12 protein-coding genes are annotated in these 17357 nt (G+C 36.3%); 6 read left to right on the top strand and 6 right to left on the bottom strand.

The features are described 5' to 3' along the window. The first annotated feature begins 77 nt into the window (after positions 1 to 77). The 3 genes from folE (at position 78) to hutH (ending at position 2858) form a co-directional block, all read left to right on the top strand. Entirely contained in the window at positions 78 to 674 is a 597-nt protein-coding gene (gene folE / locus ABVM49_RS11650; protein ID WP_035324811.1) for a GTP cyclohydrolase I FolE, read from the top strand. Positions 675 to 725: 51 nt separating this feature from the next. Beyond that, positions 726 to 1031: a hypothetical protein gene (locus ABVM49_RS11655; RefSeq protein WP_021779045.1), complete on the top strand. Its 306-nt coding sequence runs from the start codon at positions 726 to 728 to the stop codon at positions 1029 to 1031. A gap of 318 nt (positions 1032 to 1349) precedes the next feature. Beyond that, positions 1350 to 2858 carry a histidine ammonia-lyase gene (hutH, locus tag ABVM49_RS11660; RefSeq protein WP_405202062.1) on the top strand — a complete coding sequence of 503 codons (1509 nt, stop codon included), beginning with the start codon at positions 1350 to 1352 and terminating at the stop codon, positions 2856 to 2858. On the opposite strand, the gene ABVM49_RS11665 is transcribed toward hutH, so the two are convergent. From ABVM49_RS11665 to ABVM49_RS11675, 3 genes are all read right to left on the bottom strand, one after another. Continuing rightward, on the bottom strand, positions 2850 to 3215 hold the full coding sequence (locus ABVM49_RS11665; RefSeq protein WP_405202063.1) for a hypothetical protein: 366 nt from the start codon (positions 3213 to 3215) through the stop codon (positions 2850 to 2852). The two genes, hutH and ABVM49_RS11665, sit on opposite strands and share 9 nt — an antisense overlap. Positions 3216 to 3296: 81 nt before the next feature. Further along, on the bottom strand, positions 3297 to 3680 hold the full coding sequence (locus ABVM49_RS11670; protein ID WP_405202064.1) for a hypothetical protein: 384 nt from the start codon (positions 3678 to 3680) through the stop codon (positions 3297 to 3299). Positions 3681 to 3829: 149 nt separating this feature from the next. Next, positions 3830 to 6382 (bottom strand): ATP-dependent Clp protease ATP-binding subunit, encoded by a 2553-nt coding sequence (locus ABVM49_RS11675; protein ID WP_405202065.1) that lies wholly within the window; start codon positions 6380 to 6382, stop codon positions 3830 to 3832. Between the two features lie 253 nt (positions 6383 to 6635). Here ABVM49_RS11675 and gyrA point away from each other — a divergent pair, with 253 nt between their 5' ends. Next, positions 6636 to 9167 (top strand): DNA gyrase subunit A, encoded by a 2532-nt coding sequence (gene gyrA / locus ABVM49_RS11680; protein WP_405202066.1) that lies wholly within the window; start codon positions 6636 to 6638, stop codon positions 9165 to 9167. Positions 9168 to 9229: 62 nt separating this feature from the next. Beyond that, positions 9230 to 10477, top strand: a complete 1248-nt coding sequence (locus ABVM49_RS11685) for a tetratricopeptide repeat protein (RefSeq protein ID WP_405202067.1) — start codon at positions 9230 to 9232, stop codon at positions 10475 to 10477. 104 nt (positions 10478 to 10581) lie between these two features. Here the strand turns inward: ABVM49_RS11685 and ABVM49_RS11690 are convergent, their stop codons facing one another. Both ABVM49_RS11690 and ABVM49_RS11695 read right to left on the bottom strand, forming a co-directional pair. Further along, positions 10582 to 11331, bottom strand: coding sequence for an NlpC/P60 family protein (locus tag ABVM49_RS11690; RefSeq protein ID WP_375252943.1), 750 nt, complete (start codon positions 11329 to 11331; stop codon positions 10582 to 10584). Positions 11332 to 11349: 18 nt separating this feature from the next. Beyond that, entirely contained in the window at positions 11350 to 12531 is a 1182-nt protein-coding gene (locus ABVM49_RS11695; protein ID WP_405202068.1) for an acetyl-CoA C-acyltransferase, read from the bottom strand. A 138-nt stretch (positions 12532 to 12669) separates the two neighbouring features. On the opposite strand from ABVM49_RS11695, the gene ABVM49_RS11700 reads away from it, so the two are divergent. Next, entirely contained in the window at positions 12670 to 14718 is a 2049-nt protein-coding gene (locus ABVM49_RS11700) for an HD family phosphohydrolase (RefSeq protein ID WP_405202069.1), read from the top strand. A 99-nt stretch (positions 14719 to 14817) separates the two neighbouring features. On the opposite strand, the gene ABVM49_RS11705 is transcribed toward ABVM49_RS11700, so the two are convergent. Further along, entirely contained in the window at positions 14818 to 17226 is a 2409-nt protein-coding gene (locus ABVM49_RS11705; protein ID WP_405202070.1) for a thiamine pyrophosphate-dependent enzyme, read from the bottom strand. Positions 17227 to 17357 lie beyond the last annotated feature (131 nt).

Raw genomic sequence — 17357 nt, forward strand, 5'->3', positions numbered from 1 at the left:
CTCTAAATAAAAAGTTAAAAAGCAAAATCAAACTGTTTAATAAATTGTATATTTGATTAAACATTTTAATTAAGACAATGCCATACAGAAAATTTGAAGAGTACAACATAGAAGTAACAGAAGATGTAAAAAGTAATTTTACATCAATTATTAAAAGTCTTGGTGAAGACACAAGTAGAGAAGGTATTGTAAAAACACCAGAAAGAGCTGCAAAAGCAATGCAGTACTTAACCTCTGGTTATGAAATGGATGCTGCTGCTATATTAAAGGGAGCAATGTTTAAGGAAGACTATGATGACATGGTGATTGTTAAAAACATCGAACTCTACTCTCTCTGCGAGCATCATATGCTACCTTTTTTTGGAAAAGCACACATAGCTTATATTCCTAACGGTCATATTGTAGGTCTAAGCAAACTACCGCGCATAGTAGATGTTTTTTCGCGTAGGCTTCAAGTACAAGAGCGTCTCACACACGATATCTTAGAGTGTATTAATACAACCTTGCAACCTAAAGGAGTGGCAGTTGTTATTGAAGCTTCACATATGTGTATGATGATGCGAGGAGTTCAAAAACAAAATTCTACGACCACTACATCTGGTTTTAGAGGTCAATTTGAAAGACAAGAAACCCGCAATGAGTTCCTTAAATTAATCTCGTCAAATTTAGATTAATATTTTTGGAATGTATTTTGATTATACAAAAGTGTTATATTTAAAACACTTATGGACAATCAAACTAATAAATACAAACTCTTACTTATAGGTCTCCTTATAGACGGCCTTGGTATCGTAACTTCAAGTTGGGTATTTCCAGTTATTGGAGATTTTTCAGATATTGCTTGGGCACCATTTTCCGCCTGGCTTATGACGCGGCTTTATAAAGGAACTGCTGGTAAGGTAGGGGGAGTGGTAACCTTTATAGAAGAGCTTATTCCCGGGGTAGACATTATACCATCATTCACACTTATGTGGTTATACACCTATGTTTTTAAAGATTCAAAAGTGAGTAAAATACTAGACAAGAACTAAGTATACTCTTTTTATTGATATTACGCTTTCGCGAAAGCGCAACAATCAAAAATTTTAATTTACCTCTAACAATTACGATATCTTCAAAGTTTTTTATATTTAAATAGTTACGTATTTAATATTCTATAAAGTTGAAAAAACGGTTTATAAATATTTGTTATTTAGTAGATTGTGTATTTTTTACAACAAAATTTGTTTTACTATTTCATTATAATTATAGTTTACATTTCCCTTGAATCAACATAGTATTACAAGCTTCATTGTAATATTCTTAATTATATGTTTATTTTTTACGAAATTGCGTGAAAATATGATCATATGTCTCAAATACACTATATAAGTAGTGAAATTCTTGACCTTAAAATAATTTCTTCTATTCTTGATGAAGATAAAAAACTCAAACTCAGTGAGGAATGTGTACATACTATTAATGCCTCCAGAGCTTATCTAGATAAAAAAATAAAAGAAAGTAAAACACCAGTATATGGTGTAAATACTGGTTTTGGAAGTTTGTGTAATGTTGCTATACGTGATGAAAACTTAACAAAACTGCAAGAGAATTTAGTACGGTCTCACGCTTGCGGTACTGGAGATTACGTTCCTAAGGATATCGTAAAATTAATGTTACTTCTCAAAATACAATCCTTAAGCTATGGTCATAGTGGTGTACACATTAATACAGTACAACGACTTATAGATTTTTACAATCTCAATATATTGCCTGTTGTATATGATCAGGGCTCGCTGGGCGCAAGTGGAGATTTAGCTCCGCTTGCACATCTTGCCTTACCTTTAATAGGAGAAGGTGAGGTCTGGCTTGATAATAAAATTATCTCGTCTGTCGAGGCATTAAAGCGTAATGGGTTAACTAAGATCTCTCTACAGTCTAAAGAAGGCCTTGCATTACTAAATGGTACACAGTTTATGAGTGCATATGGTGTTATGGCACTTATAAAATCACATAAATTATCTTATCTGGCAGATGTTGTGGGAGCGATATCTATAGATGCCTTTAATTGTAATTTATCTCCATTTAACCCACTTGTACATTACGTGAGACCCCATAAAGGACAAATTAAGACTGCAGCTCGTATAATCTCTTTTTTAGAAGATAGTGAGATTGCTGCAACAGAAAAGCAAAATGTACAAGATCCATATTCTTTTAGATGTATACCTCAAGTACACGGTGCTACCAAGGATGTCATAGACTTTGCGACCAAAACGTTTAAAACTGAAATTAATAGTGTTACAGATAATCCTAATATTTTTCCGGCAGATGATATGATAATAAGTGGCGGGAATTTTCACGGTCAACCACTCGCACTTGCATTAGATTATTTAAGTATTGCAATGGCAGAATTAGGTAGTATAAGTGAGCGTCGCGTTTATCAATTAATAAGTGGTTTACGAGATTTGCCGCCATTTTTAGTAGATAGCCCAGGCCTCAATAGTGGTATGATGATACCACAATATACTGCAGCAAGTATAGTAAGTCAAAACAAACAACTATGTACGCCGGCTAGTGTAGACTCTATCGTATCATCAAACGGACAAGAAGATCACGTGAGTATGGGAGCAAACGCGGCTACAAAACTTCTCAAGGTTGTAGATAATGTTGAGACGTTACTCTCTATAGAATTGCTTAATGCAGTTCAAGCATTGCATTACAGACAGCCACTTCATACATCTGGATTCCTACAGTCTTTTACAAAGAGTTATAGAGAAGTAGTTCCGTTTGCCGATAAAGATAGAATTTTTGCAAATGATATAAAACTAGGCAAAATATTCATCAATAGTTTTAATATAGATATCAACGAGCTATATTAAAACTTGAGTTAACCAGTTTTTTGCCTCATCTGTCGTTTTAAATATTTCAAATGGTTGATTAAAAAATTGTTTCTCAATAGCAACATTAGTCTCGCTAAGCGGGTTTTGAGATACAACGGCAATCGCTTTAAGACCATAATGGTTTGCGGCATCTATATATACCGTAGGGTCTACAGAGTAGGAGTTTTTTCTATATGATAAATAAGCAAAAGGCTTTTTCTCAAATATTTCTTCACAGTAAGATAGAAGGAGTCTATTTGATAGAGGGTCAATATGTGATCCCTCGTTCATCACGCCTATAACAATATTATCTTCTATATGTAGTTTTCCGAACTCAAATTCTTTAGTAATTTTCAAAAGATCTAGGGGATTTAATTTTTACGCAAAAATAGAGGAATACTACCTTATCTATGAAGAATTTTCTTATAAAAAAAAGCTCTATTTATAAAGCATTGTATCCTTTTGAATTAGAGCTTCTTCCATTGTATGGTATACTTTAAAGGGCTTGCAAAAGAATAGTTTTTCAATGTTATGAGCCTCTTTAAAATCTTTATTGGGGCTTACTACTATAAAGCCTTTTAAATTTTTTATCTGTGAAGTTTTTAGATATATTGTGGGGTCTATAGCATAAGAATATATTCTATGCGTTATATAGATAAAGTCCTTTTCAGGAAAGTAAGATTCGGCTATAGCGATTAAAACATCATTAAAGCTGGGTTGCACAGTAACACCTTCATCCATTATGACATATATATAGTCATCGTGGACTGTTACTTTTCCGAACGAGAATTCTAGTTGAATACCGAGTTGTAAATTTTTCATATGTTGGGGAGTCTTATAATTATAAGATAGCAAATATATTGCATTAAACAATTAATTGTCAATACTTTAACTATGTGTGCATAATAAATAAAAAAATCCCTTAATAACGATTTTTCGTCATTAAGGGATAATAAAATGATGCAACAGTATTACGACTCTGTAGTTTCTCCTTTCTTGATATCTATAAGAAGTTCATCCTTATCTGTATCAAAGTCCATAAAAATACTATCTCCTTCTTCTAGCTTAGAGTTTATAATCTCTTCAGCTAGTGCATCTTCTATATACTTTTGAATAGCTCTTTTAAGAGGTCTCGCTCCATAATCTTTATCAAAACCTTTGTCACTAATGTAATCCTTTGCTTTATCGCTTAAAGTTAAATTGTAACCCAGACCCTTTATTCTCTTGAAAAGCTTTTCTAACTCAATATCAATAATCTTATGTATGTCCTCACGCTCAAGCGCATTAAATACAACTACATCATCAATACGGTTTAAGAACTCTGGTGCAAATGCTTTCTTTAATGCATTCTGAATGATACTACGCGCATTTTCATCTACTTGAGTTTTTCGCGATGCTGTTCCAAAGCCAACTCCTTGACCAAAGTCTTTGAGTTTTCTAGCCCCTATATTTGAGGTCATTATTATAATAGTATTTCTAAAATCTATCTTACGACCTAGAGAATCTGTTAAGAAACCATCATCTAGCACTTGTAATAACATATTAAATACATCTGGATGTGCTTTTTCTATCTCATCTAGTAAAACTACAGCATATGGTTTACGTCTTACCTTTTCTGTAAGTTGCCCACCTTCTTCATAACCTACGTATCCAGGAGGCGCTCCTACAAGTCTTGATATAGAAAACTTCTCCATATACTCACTCATATCTATACGGATGAGTGCGTCTTGATTATCAAAAAGCTCTTTTGCAAGCACTTTTGCAAGTTGTGTTTTACCTACACCTGTCTGTCCCAAGAATATAAACGAACCTATAGGTTTGTTAGGGTCTTTTAATCCAGCTCGGTTACGTTGTATTGCTTTTGCAACTTTGGCAACTGCTTCATCTTGACCTATTACGTTTTCTTTTATCGTTGCAGGTAATTCTGCAAGTTTGTTACTTTCTGTTTGTGCAATACGGTTAACAGGTATACCAGTCATCATACTCACTACGTCTGCCACATTATCTTCAGAGACAACTTCTTTATGAAGTTTAGAATCTTCTTCCCATCGCTCTTGTGCGATTGCAAGTTCTTTTTCTAAATTTTTCTCATCATCACGCAGCTTTGCAGCCTCTTCATATTTCTGCTTCTTTACCACAGAGGTTTTGAGTTCTCTTACGTCTTCTAGCTTATTTTCTAATTCTAAAATCTTTTTAGGAACATCAATATTAGTAATATGAACTCGAGATCCTGCTTCGTCTAAAGCATCTATAGCCTTATCCGGAAGAAATCTATCGGTCATATACCTATTAGTAAGCTTTACACAAGCCTCTAGAGCCTCATCTGTATATGAGACATTATGATGCTCTTCATACTTACCTTTAATGTTTTGAAGTATCTCAATTGTTTCTTCTACAGAGGTAGGTTCTACTATCACTTTTTGAAAACGGCGCTCTAAGGCTCCATCTTTTTCTATGTGTTGTCTAAACTCATCTAGTGTTGTTGCACCTACACATTGTATTTCGCCTCGAGCGAGAGCAGGTTTAAACATATTTGAAGCATCAAGAGATCCTGTTGCGCCTCCAGCTCCTACAATAGTATGTATCTCATCTATAAATAAGATAATATCATCATTCTTTTCAAGCTCGTTCATCACGGCTTTCATTCGTTCTTCAAACTGGCCTCTATATTTTGTTCCAGCTACAAGGCTAGCAAGATCAAGAGTAACAACACGTTTGTCAAAAAGAATACGCGATACCTTACGCTGTACAATACGTAGCGCAAGTCCTTCTGCTATGGCAGATTTACCTACTCCAGGCTCACCTATAAGGAGAGGGTTGTTTTTCTTACGTCTACTCAGTATCTGTGATACACGCTCAATCTCCTTACTACGGCCCACTACAGGATCTAGTTTACCTTCGTCTGCCATTGCAGTAAGATCACGTCCAAAGTTATCAAGAACCGGAGTCTTACTTTTTTTAGTGCCCTTAGGGGTTGTTGGGCTGTTAAAAGGATTCTCTTTAGACTGCTCATCACCATTATCTGCATCATCGCTAAATGATTCAGACTTAATAGGCTCTATATATTCGTCGCTCTCGTTTGCCATCATTAGTTTAAATTGGTCTTTTACGTTGTCATAATCTACCTTGAGGCGGTTTAACAACTTTGTTGTAGGGTCATTCTCATTGCGCAGTACGCACAGTAGGAGGTGAGCCGTATTTATAGCAGAGCTTTGAAAAAGTTTTGCTTCCAAAAATGTCGTTTTTAGAGCACGCTCTGCTTGTCTGGTAAGATGTAAGTTCTTCTTATCATTATTCTGTAAGCTTACATTTGGGTTTGCCGGACTTAAGATTTCTACCTTACGTCTCAAGTGCTCAAGATCAATTTCTAAAGCTCCCAGTATATCTATTGCTTTACCGCTACCATCTCTTAGTAAACCAAGCAGCAAGTGTTCTGTACCTATAAAATCGTGGCCTAGGCGTAACGCCTCCTCCTTACTATAAGCAATAACATCTTTTACTCTTGGCGAAAAATTATCATCCATATCTATCCTCGTTCGTTCTTATGTAAATTTAAGCAAACTGATTCAAAAATCATTCCGCTTAAAGTGCTTAGTCCAAATTACCAAAAATACCTGACAGTTTGCCCTATAATGGGTTGTGTAGTTATTAAAAGAACGTGTTAAAATTTGTTGATAAATAGTGCGCTTTCGCGAAAGCGTAACCCCGTAAAAAATCATCAAAATGATTACATTGCTAATTGTAAAAAATTTGACTTAAAATCTAATCAATTTATATATGGCTGAAGGAGAAAAGCTGATCTCGATTAATATTGAAGATGAAATGAAATCTGCTTACATCGATTACTCGATGTCAGTTATCGTATCACGTGCACTACCTGACGTGCGTGATGGTCTAAAACCAGTACACCGTCGTGTTCTTTACGGAATGCACGAGTTAGGAATACGAGCAAGTAGTGCTCACAAAAAATCTGCAAGAATAGTAGGAGAGGTACTAGGTAAGTATCACCCACACGGTGACACCTCTGTATATGATGCAATGGTACGTATGGCTCAAGAGTGGAGTTTACGTTATATGCTTGTAGATGGTCAAGGTAACTTTGGGTCTATAGATGGTGATAGCCCAGCAGCAATGCGTTATACCGAGGCTAGAATGCGCAAGATATCTGAAGATATGCTTGCAGATATTGAAAAAGACACAGTAGATCACCAACTTAACTTTGATGATACACTTAAAGAACCTACCGTATTACCTACACGTGTACCAGGGTTACTTATAAATGGTGCATCTGGTATTGCTGTAGGTATGGCGACTAATATGCCACCACACAACCTTTCTGAAGTTGTAGATGGTATACACGCTTACATAGATAATAATGACGTTACTATAGATGAACTTATGGAGCACGTAAAGGCTCCAGATTTTCCTACCGGAGGAACTATTTATGGTTATGACGGAGTACGTGAGGCTTTTAAAACAGGGCGTGGACGTGTTGTGATGCGTGCAAAGGCAGAGTTTGAAGAAGTAAAAGGTAGAGAGTGTATCATCGTGACCGAAATACCATATCAAGTCAATAAGGCTGATATGATTAAGAAAACGGCCGATATGATCAACGATAAGAAGATCGAGGGTATATCTGCCATACGTGACGAGTCAGACCGTAACGGTATGCGTATTGTTTATGTTATAAAACGTGATGCTGTCCCAAATATCGTACTTAATAAGTTATTTAAATACACGGCACTACAATCATCTTTTAGTGTAAATAACATTGCTCTTGTAAACGGGCGTCCTGAGATGTTAAATCTCAAGGATATGATACACCACTTTGTTGAGCACCGCCACGAGGTAGTAGTGAGAAGAACAGAGTTTGAGCTTAAAAAAGCAGAAGCTCGTGCTCACATACTAGAAGGTCTTATCATTGCTTCAGATAATATAGATGAAGTAATAGCAATCATACGTGCAAGTGCAAACGGTGATGAGGCAAGACAAAACTTAATAGAGCGTTTTAAACTCTCAGAGATTCAAGCAAAGGCTATCGTAGAGATGCGTTTACGCCAGCTTACAGGTCTGGAGCAAGACAAACTACGCAGTGAGTACGAAGAGATAATGAAGACTATAGAAGACTTAAAAGATATCCTTGCAAAGAAGGAGCGTCGTATGTCTATCATTAGAGAGGAGCTTCAAGAAATAAAAGATAAGTATGGAGATGAGCGTCGTTCTATTATAGAGTATGCTGGAGGTGATGTAAGCATCACAGACCTTATTCCAGATAAAAAGGTAGTGATTACTATCTCAAATGCTGGATATATAAAACGTACATCACTTACAGAATACAAAACTCAAAATAGAGGAGGAGTAGGTACAAAAGCATCTACTACTCGTAATGAAGATTTCTTAGAACATCTATTTGTAGGGACTAACCACCAGTATATGTTATTCTTTACACAAAAGGGTAAATGTTTCTGGATGCGTGTATTTGAAATACCAGAAGGAAGTAAGACTTCAAAAGGTAGAGCTATCCAGAACCTTATTAATATAGAGCAAGATGACGAGGTAAAAGCATTTGTATGTACAGGAGACCTTAAAGATGAAGATTATATAAATAATCACTACATCATTATGGCGACCAAAAAAGGACAAGTGAAGAAAACAGCGCTAGAGCAATACTCACGTCCTCGTACTAACGGTATCAACGCGATTACTATTAAGGACAATGATGAGCTACTATCTGCAAAGCTTACAACGGGAGAGAGTCAAGTAATGCTTGCGCTTAAATCTGGTAAGGCAATACGCTTTGAGGAGAGTAAGACGAGACCTATGGGAAGAAACGCCTCTGGTGTTCGTGGCATAACTCTTGCTAATGATGAAGATGAAGTAGTAGGAATGGTGTCTGTAAACGATACAGAAAGTAACATCCTAGTTGTTTCAGAAAAAGGGTATGGTAAGCGTAGTAGTCTTGAAGATTACAGAATTACAAACCGTGGAGGTAAAGGAGTAAAAACAATCTCTGTTACCGAAAAGACTGGAGAACTAGTATCTATTAAAAATGTTACTGATGCAGATGATCTTATGATTATCAATAAATCAGGTATCGCTATAAGAATGGAAGTAGCTTCACTAAGAGTTATGGGACGTGCAACACAAGGAGTACGACTTATTAACCTTAAAGGAAACGATTCTATTGCCGCTGTCGCGAAAGTAAAAAGTGATGAGGAAAATATAGACGATGAAGATGACACAGTAGACGGAACCCCAACTGCTTCACAAACAACCCAAAACGAAAACTCTTCTGAAGAAGAAGAATAGATGCATAAGGGTTGAGAAAAAAAGAGTAATTTTGAAACCCTTATATTAATTAAACACTTATAATGAAAACTAAAATTTTATTTGCAATAGCATTTGCCGTAACCTCTATGGCTTTTGCACAAAAGAAGGAAGTAAAAGCAATCGAAAAAGCTATCAAATCTGGTAGCTATGGAGAGGCTAAGTCTTTAGTAGGAGCAGCAGATGCTCTTTTAAGCCATATGGACGACAAGACTAAAAGCAAGTTTATGCTTTTAAAAGCACAAGCTTTTTTAGGAGTTGATAATAAAAATGTAGCAGACTTAACAAAGGCTGGTGAAGCATTTAAAGCTCTTATGGGAACTAAAATGGAGAGCGAAGCAAAAACTGGACTTTCTAATGTTGTTGCAGCACTAGTAAATAGCGCAGTACAAGATCAGAATACAGATCAATTTAGTGATGCGGGAGCAAAGCTAGAAAAGGCTTATGCTTTTAGTGATGACAACAGAGATTATCAATATTTTGCCGCATCAAATTATCTTAACTCTAAGGAGTATGATAAAGCTGCAGCTATCTTTGAAGATCTAATGGCTGCTGGTTATACTGGTCAGGTTACTGAATATTATGCTGTAAATGCTGCTTCTGGTGAAGAAAAGAAATTTGAAAACAAACAAGAAAGAGATATCGTTGTTCTTGCAAAAGAGTACGTAAAGCCTAGCGAAAAGCTAAGTGAGTCAAGAGAAGGCCTTATTACTGAGTACTTAATTAGTATCTACTCTTTTCAAGATCAGAATGACAAAGCACTTGCAATGTTAGATACTGCGCTAGAGAAAAAGCCTAATGATGTAAAACTACTTACTTCAAAATCTAACATCTATTTAAAGATGGATAAGAAAGATGAGTACAGAGCTATCATTGAAAAAGTATTACAGATTGATCCTAATAATGCAGAACTTCACTATAACCTAGGAGTAACTGCAGACCAGCAAGGTGATGATGCAACAGCTGTAAAATACTACAATAAGGCAATAGAGCTTGATCCTTCTTATGCAAATGCATATAACAACTTAGGAGCATTAGTATTAAGAAAAGATGCAACATTTGTGGATCAAATGAACAGCTTAGGTACTTCAAATGCAGATTTTGATAAGTATGAAGCGCTTAAAGTAGAGCGTAAGGCAAACATCAGAAAGGCAGTAGTATATATGGAGAAAGTATTAGAGCTTAAACCAGATAATATGGAGATAGCAAACAACCTACTTAACCTGTATCAAGTACTTGAGGATACGAATAAGGCAGATGCTATGAAGGCTAAAATAGATGCAATGAATTAATCATTGTTATATAAGCATAAAAAAACCCGCCAATAAGGCGGGTTTTTTATTTATTTAATCTTAAGATTAAAGAGACTTGAAGTCACTATACTCTTACGGTATAGCTAGATTACCTTTTTAATTACTCTCAATTTATGCGTATGTGTACGTTTATGAACATTATATATACCAGAATGATCTAGTCTATCTACGCGCACCTCACCGTGAGCGTGTATGATATAATTATCTTCCATAATAATACCTACGTGGGTTATCACACCTTCGGCGTTATCAAAAAAGGCAAGGTCTCCTGGTTCACTTTCTTCTATAAAACTTAAAGCTTCACCTTGTGTCGCTTGTTGTGAAGCATCCCTTTTAAGGCTATAACCGTTTAGTCTATAAACCATTTGAGTAAAGCCACTACAATCTATCCCAAAGGGAGTTCTACCGCCCCATAAATAGGGAGATTTTAAATAAAGTAGCGCTGTTTCTATAAGCTGGCTTTTATTAGACTTACCAGTTATACTATGACCATCAAAGGTGTCTTTAAGTAGGCTTATATTTTCTATTGCGGCACCTAGCACCACGGTAAGTAGCTGGTTATGCTCTGTGGTGATAAATTGTACAGGATCTGTAGTGAGGGTTGCAGGTTGCGCTTTCGCGAAAGCGTACTCTTCCTCACTAATTTCTATATACTGCTTGTTATCTATCCAGCCCTCATACTTATCGTGAGATAGTTTGATTCGGCTCCATTTTTTACGTTGCTCGACTACCTTAAAATGTTCACCATAGAGAACTTGATTTACAAGTTCACTAGGGTCCGAAGGTTCGGCACGCATTGGGACAATACTAAGCTGGCAGATACCGTAACGCATAGTTCTTATAAAGTTCTCTTAGTTGTGATTTTCTATAACCATTGCAGAAGCTCCACCGCCACCATTACAAATGGCTGCTGCTCCTAGTGAAGCATTATTTTGCTTCAATACATTAATTAATGTAATAAGAATACGCACACCACTACAACCTAATGGATGTCCTAATGATACTGCGCCACCGTTTACGTTTGTATTTTCATCTGTAAGTCCTAATATTTTCATATTTGCAAGACCTACTACAGAAAATGCTTCATTAAACTCAAAGAAGTCTATCTCATCTTGAGTCACTCCTGCCTTAGCTAGTGCTTTTGGTAATGCTTTAGAAGGTGCTGTTGTAAACCATTCTGGCTCGTGAGCAGCATCTGCATATCCTTTTATTGTACATAGCGGTGTAAGGTTAAGCTCTTTTGCCTTTTCTTCACTCATTACGATTACTGCGCCAGCACCATCATTTATGGTAGAAGCGTTTGCTGCTGTAACGGTTCCTTCTTTTGTAAAAGCAGGACGTAAAGCAGGTATTTTTTCCATTTTTACATTAGTGTACTCCTCATCACGATCTACAATGACATCGTCACCACGTCTTTGTGGCACAGGTACAGGTACAACTTCGTTATCAAATTTTCCTGCATCCCAGGCTGCAGCGCTGCGTTTATAACTTTGGATGGCATAATTATCTTGATCTTCACGAGAGAATTCGTACTCTGTAGCACAAGCATCTGCACAAACACCCATTGCATTGCCATCATAGGCATCTACAAGACCGTCTTTTTGCATACCATCTACCATAGATTGTGGTCCAAATTTATGACCATTGCGTAGGTGTACATAATGAGGTATTCTACTCATATTTTCCATACCCCCAGCTACTACAACATCTGCATCTCCTAGTGCTACAGCCTGAGCTGCCATCATTACAGCTTTCATTCCAGATGCACATACTTTGTTTACAGTTGTACAAGGTACTGTATCTGGGATACCTGCACCAAGAGCAGCTTGTCTAGCTGGAGCTTGACCTACACCCGCTTGTACAACATTACCCATAAATACTTCGTTTACAGAAGTAGGGTCAAGGTTAATTTTATCTAGAGCTCCTTTTATAGCAATTGCTCCTAGCTTACTTGCAGTTACAGAGGAAAGTGCTCCCATAAAACTACCTATAGGTGTACGTGCCGCAGCAACTATAACAACGTTTTTACTCATATTTTTTGTGTTTGAAGTGCTTAATTTTAGTCTTGCGAATGTAAGAAAAAATATAAGATTTTTGAGGCTTCAAGGCAGCACCTAAGGGTAATTGAAGCGATATTATTTTAGTACTTTAGCTACTTAGTATTATACCTTATGAGTACAACGGCACAGCAGTTTTATAAACATCAAGATCTTCTCTATAAATTCTTGCTTATCATTATATGTGCTGGTTTTATCGTTTATTTCTTCCCAAAGAGCGGGAAGTTTAAATACGAAATACAAAAGGGTTTCCCGTGGCAGTATGAAAACCTATATGCAGACGAAAATTTTGCAATACTAAAAAGTGCAGACGAGTTAGCCCAAGAGAAGGAGCAAATTAAATCTCAATCTGCAATTTATTATGAATATGATCAAACTGTTTTAAATAAAGTTTTAGCACTTTACGATTCAAATTTTAATAAAGTATTTCCAGATACTTTATCATATAGTAGTTCAAAACTAGAACTTAAAAACTACGGTAAAAATCTATTATCAACGTTTTATAAAAATGGTGTAGTTAAAGATAAACCTGTTTATAATACTGGCCGACTTATTTATTTAAAGCGAGGTAATGAAGTTTCAGAAATGAACTTCGATAATATTACTGTATTGAGCGATATGCCAGATGCGTTGAGCGACGCTATACAATCTAGTCTTTATAGTGAGTATTCTAATAGGTACTTACAAGTCTATTTTGATGGTCTTGAAGCAAACATAACACTAGATGAAGAACTCACACAAGAAACTCTAGATCTCGAGCTATCAAGTATATCAAAAACTCACAACATTGTACCTAAGGGCAGTATTATCATAAATAGAGGAGAGCTAGTAGAAGGTGAAAATTTACAAAAATTACTTTCTCTTAAGCAGAAATATGAATCTCAGAATATAAGTGAGTCTAGATATAACTGGGTGCTTTTTGGTTATGTGTTGCTTGTATTGCTAGCCTTAGTGATGCTACTCCTTTTTATAAGAACTTATAGACCAGCCGTTTTTCTAAATAATACAAAAGTGACCTTTGTATTCTTTAATGTATTATTAATGGTACTCCTCACAACTATTGTTATTAAATGGAGTCCGCAGTATGTGTATGCTGTGCCTATGTGTATTCTACCACTTATTATAAAAGCATTTTTTGATGCACGCCTAGGGCTTTTTACACACGTCATTGCAATACTTCTTTTAGGTTTTATAGTTCCAGACAGTTTTGAATATTTCTTCTTACAAGTTATTGCAGGTATAGTAACTATTCTTACTGTACCAGAACTTTATAAGAGAGCAAACTTGTTTATTTCTGTTGGTCAAATAACATTAATTTACATACTTGCATATTTTGCATTTCATATTATAAGTGAAGGAGGAGTAGAGGGACTTGCCTGGCCAGATTTTGGTATGTTCATGCTTGCAGGGCTTGCAACACTCTTTGTACAACCGCTTATTTATATCTATGAAAAAATGTTTGGGCTCGTGAGCGACGTCTCACTTCTTGAACTTTCAGATACAAATAGTAAGCTTTTAAAAAGACTTGCAGATGAGGCTCCGGGAACCTTTCACCATAGTCTTAACGTTGCAAATCTCTCAGAAGCAGCAGCAAATGAAATAGGAGCAAATGCGATGCTTGTACGAGTAGGAGCTCTCTATCACGACATAGGTAAAATAATAAACCCTACAGATTTTACAGAAAATCAAGCAACGGGTATAAATAGTCACGATGATTTATCACCAAAGGAAAGTGCACGTATTATTATAGATCACGTTCTTAATGGTATTGAGCTTGCGCGAAAGTATAATCTACCAGATCGTGTCATAGACTTTATAAGAACACATCACGGCACCAGTACTGTGCAATATTTCTACTTTAAGGAAAAGGAAAAAAATGAAGATGCTGCCATAGAAGATTTTCAATACCCAGGACCTCTACCATTTAGTAAGGAAACCGCAATATTAATGATGGCAGATAGTGTTGAGGCGGCAAGTAAAAGCCTTAAGAATCCTACATCAACACTCATAGATGCATTTGTAGAAAAGATTATCAAAAAGCAAATGGACGAAGATCAGTATCTCAATGCTGATATTACATTTAAGGAAATCCAGCAAATTAAGAAGGTTCTTAAAAAGAAGCTCAATAACATCTATCACCTTAGAATCGAGTATCCAGAGTAGTAAAAGCGTTTATAATTCCGCTTTCGCGAAAGCATAAAACCAAAAAACGGGACACATAATGTATCTCGTTTTTTTGTAACTGTCTATTTCTTTTTGAATCTATCGTAGTTTTGGAAAGCTTGATGGATTTGCTTCGTGCATCATTCCATATATCTTTTCAAAAATATCATCTGCAGATGGTTTTGAGAAGTAATCACCATCGGTACCATATGCTGGTCTATGCTGTTGTGCAGCGAGTGTTTCTGGCTTACTGTCAAGATATTTATACGCATCTTGTTTGTTAAGTACTTCATCAAGAAGATAAGCACTTGCCCCTCCAGGCATATCCTCATCTATTACAATAAAGCGATTTGTTTTCTTTATACTCTCAACCACATCGTGATTAAGATCAAAAGGTAGTAGTGATTGTGCATCTATAACTTCTGCATTAATACCTACAGATAGAAGATCTTTTGCTACCTCCATAATAATACGCAACGTACTACCGTATGATAAAATTGTAATATCTGTACCTTCTTTTACAGTCTCTACAACTCCTATAGGCGTTTTAAATTCTCCTATATTAGTAGGTAAGTTTTCTTTAAGTCTATAGCCATTAAGACACTCTACAACTAGTGCAGGTTCATCACTTTCTAAAAGTGTGTTGTAAAAACCTGCTGCTTTTACCATATTACGTGGGGTAAGCACGTACATACCTCTTAACAAGTGTATAATCGCTCCCATTTGAGACCCACTATGCCAAATACCTTCTAGTCTGTGACCACGAGTACGCACTATAAGTGGCGCTTTTTGCTTACCGTGAGTTCTATATCTTAATGTTGCAAGGTCATCACTCATTATTTGGATTGCATACAGTATGTAATCTAAATATTGAATCTCTGCAATAGGGCGGAGACCTCTCATAGCCATACCAATACCTTGACCTATAATTGTTGCCTCTCGTATACCTACATCTGCTACGCGCAGTTCACCATACTTTTCTTGCATTCCCTCAAGACCTTGGTTTACATCACCTATAGCTCCTGCATCTTCTCCAAAAACTAATGTGTTAGGATACTTTGCAAAAATTGCATCAAAGTTATCTCGTAGTACTACACGACCATCTACTAGGTTTTCTTCTCCGTAAGTAGGAGCTATAGCAGGTACAGACGTTGCACCATTACCATTTTCATTATATAAATGAGCACTGTATTGAGGCTGTATTTTTGCTGTGTAGTTTTCTATCCACTCTATGAGTTGAGTTCTAGCTGGACTATCTTCTCCTATTGTAAACCTAAGCGCCTTTCTAGCTGTGCCTAGCAAGTCAGACTTAAGAGCTTCTTTATTTTCTACTAGTGGTGTGAGTAGTGGCTTTATAAAACTACCGTTACTAGAATTACTTATAAGTGTTTCTAGTAGGGCAACAATTTTTTGCTTTTCATTTTTGATAGGATGTAAAAATGCTTCCCAGGCAGCTTTTTTACCATCTCTTACTTTTTTCTTAAGGTCTTTATCTATTACCTTAAGCTCTTCATCTGTAGCGAGCCCTTGATCTATAATCCAAGTTCTAAACTGTACATTACAGTCAGACTCACGCTCCCATTGTAATCTATCTTGATCTTTATAACGCTCGTGTGATCCAGATGTAGAGTGTCCTTGTGGTTGTGTAAGTTCTACCACGTGTACCAAAACAGGTACGTGCTCTTTACGAGCAATAGCACCAGCACGTTCATAAGCATCTACTAGGGCAGGGTAGTCCCATCCTTTTACTTTTATAATCTCATAACCATTATCTTCTTCATCACGCTGGAATCCTGCAAGAATTTTTGATATGCTTTCTTTTGTAGTTTGGTGTTTAGCGTGTACTGAGATACCATACTCATCATCCCATACACTTATTACCATAGGTACCTGTAGTACACCAGCAGCGTTTATGGTTTCAAAAAATAAACCTTCACTCGTACTAGCATTACCTATAGTTCCCCAGGCTACTTCATCACCGTTGTTTGAGAAGTTTTCGCCTTGAGCTTCTTTTACATTTCTGTAAATCTTTGATGCTTGTGCAAGACCTAATAATCTAGGCATTTGCCCAGCGGTAGGTGAGATATCAGAACTTGAGTTCTTTTGTTGTAGTAGGTTTTTCCAATTTCCATCTGGGTCAAGACTATGCGTGGCAAAATGTCCACCCATTTGCTTCCCGGCACTCATAGGGTCAAAAGCGATATCTGTATGAGCATAAAGACCTGCAAAAAACTCTTCTATAGAGAGATGATCTATGGCCATCATAAATGTTTGATCACGGTAGTACCCTGATCTAAAGTCACCATTTTTAAAAGCACGTGCCCAAGCAAGCTGTGGTAATTCTTTGCCATCTCCAAAAATACCAAACTTCGCCTTACCTGTAAGTACTTCTCTTCGGCCTAAAAGGCTACACTCTCTACTTGTTACCGCTATGCGATAATCATTAAGAACAGATTGTTTAAAATCTTCATAAGATAAAGCTGCTTTTGTATCTGGGTTACTTGCCATATGTACATATTGGATTTAAGACGTAAAAATAGCCAAAACTTTGTCGTGATGCAATACCCCTAGGCGTTAAAAAGTTGTAAAATTCATACCAAAAAGTAATTTATATAGATGTATATTTAAAAATATGCAAT

It is taken from the genome of Dokdonia sp. LLG6352-1 (genome assembly GCF_045055815.1).
Classification (GTDB): Bacteria; Bacteroidota; Bacteroidia; order Flavobacteriales; family Flavobacteriaceae; genus Dokdonia; species Dokdonia donghaensis.

What these genes read in the sequence shown, in the direction of transcription:
- ABVM49_RS11675 (WP_405202065.1), bottom strand. Translation starts at nt 6,382, where the DNA reads ATGGATGATAATTTTTCGCCAAGAGTAAAAGATGTTATTGCTTATAGT.
- ABVM49_RS11655 (WP_021779045.1), top strand. Translation starts at nt 726, where the DNA reads ATGGACAATCAAACTAATAAATACAAACTCTTACTTATAGGTCTCCTT.
- hutH (WP_405202062.1), top strand. Translation starts at nt 1,350, where the DNA reads ATGTCTCAAATACACTATATAAGTAGTGAAATTCTTGACCTTAAAATA.
- ABVM49_RS11690 (WP_375252943.1), bottom strand. Translation starts at nt 11,331, where the DNA reads ATGCGTTACGGTATCTGCCAGCTTAGTATTGTCCCAATGCGTGCCGAA.
- ABVM49_RS11685 (WP_405202067.1), top strand. Translation starts at nt 9,230, where the DNA reads ATGAAAACTAAAATTTTATTTGCAATAGCATTTGCCGTAACCTCTATG.
- gyrA (WP_405202066.1), top strand. Translation starts at nt 6,636, where the DNA reads ATGGCTGAAGGAGAAAAGCTGATCTCGATTAATATTGAAGATGAAATG.
- ABVM49_RS11705 (WP_405202070.1), bottom strand. Translation starts at nt 17,226, where the DNA reads ATGGCAAGTAACCCAGATACAAAAGCAGCTTTATCTTATGAAGATTTT.
- ABVM49_RS11700 (WP_405202069.1), top strand. Translation starts at nt 12,670, where the DNA reads ATGAGTACAACGGCACAGCAGTTTTATAAACATCAAGATCTTCTCTAT.
- folE (WP_035324811.1), top strand. Translation starts at nt 78, where the DNA reads ATGCCATACAGAAAATTTGAAGAGTACAACATAGAAGTAACAGAAGAT.
- ABVM49_RS11670 (WP_405202064.1), bottom strand. Translation starts at nt 3,680, where the DNA reads ATGAAAAATTTACAACTCGGTATTCAACTAGAATTCTCGTTCGGAAAA.
- ABVM49_RS11695 (WP_405202068.1), bottom strand. Translation starts at nt 12,531, where the DNA reads ATGAGTAAAAACGTTGTTATAGTTGCTGCGGCACGTACACCTATAGGT.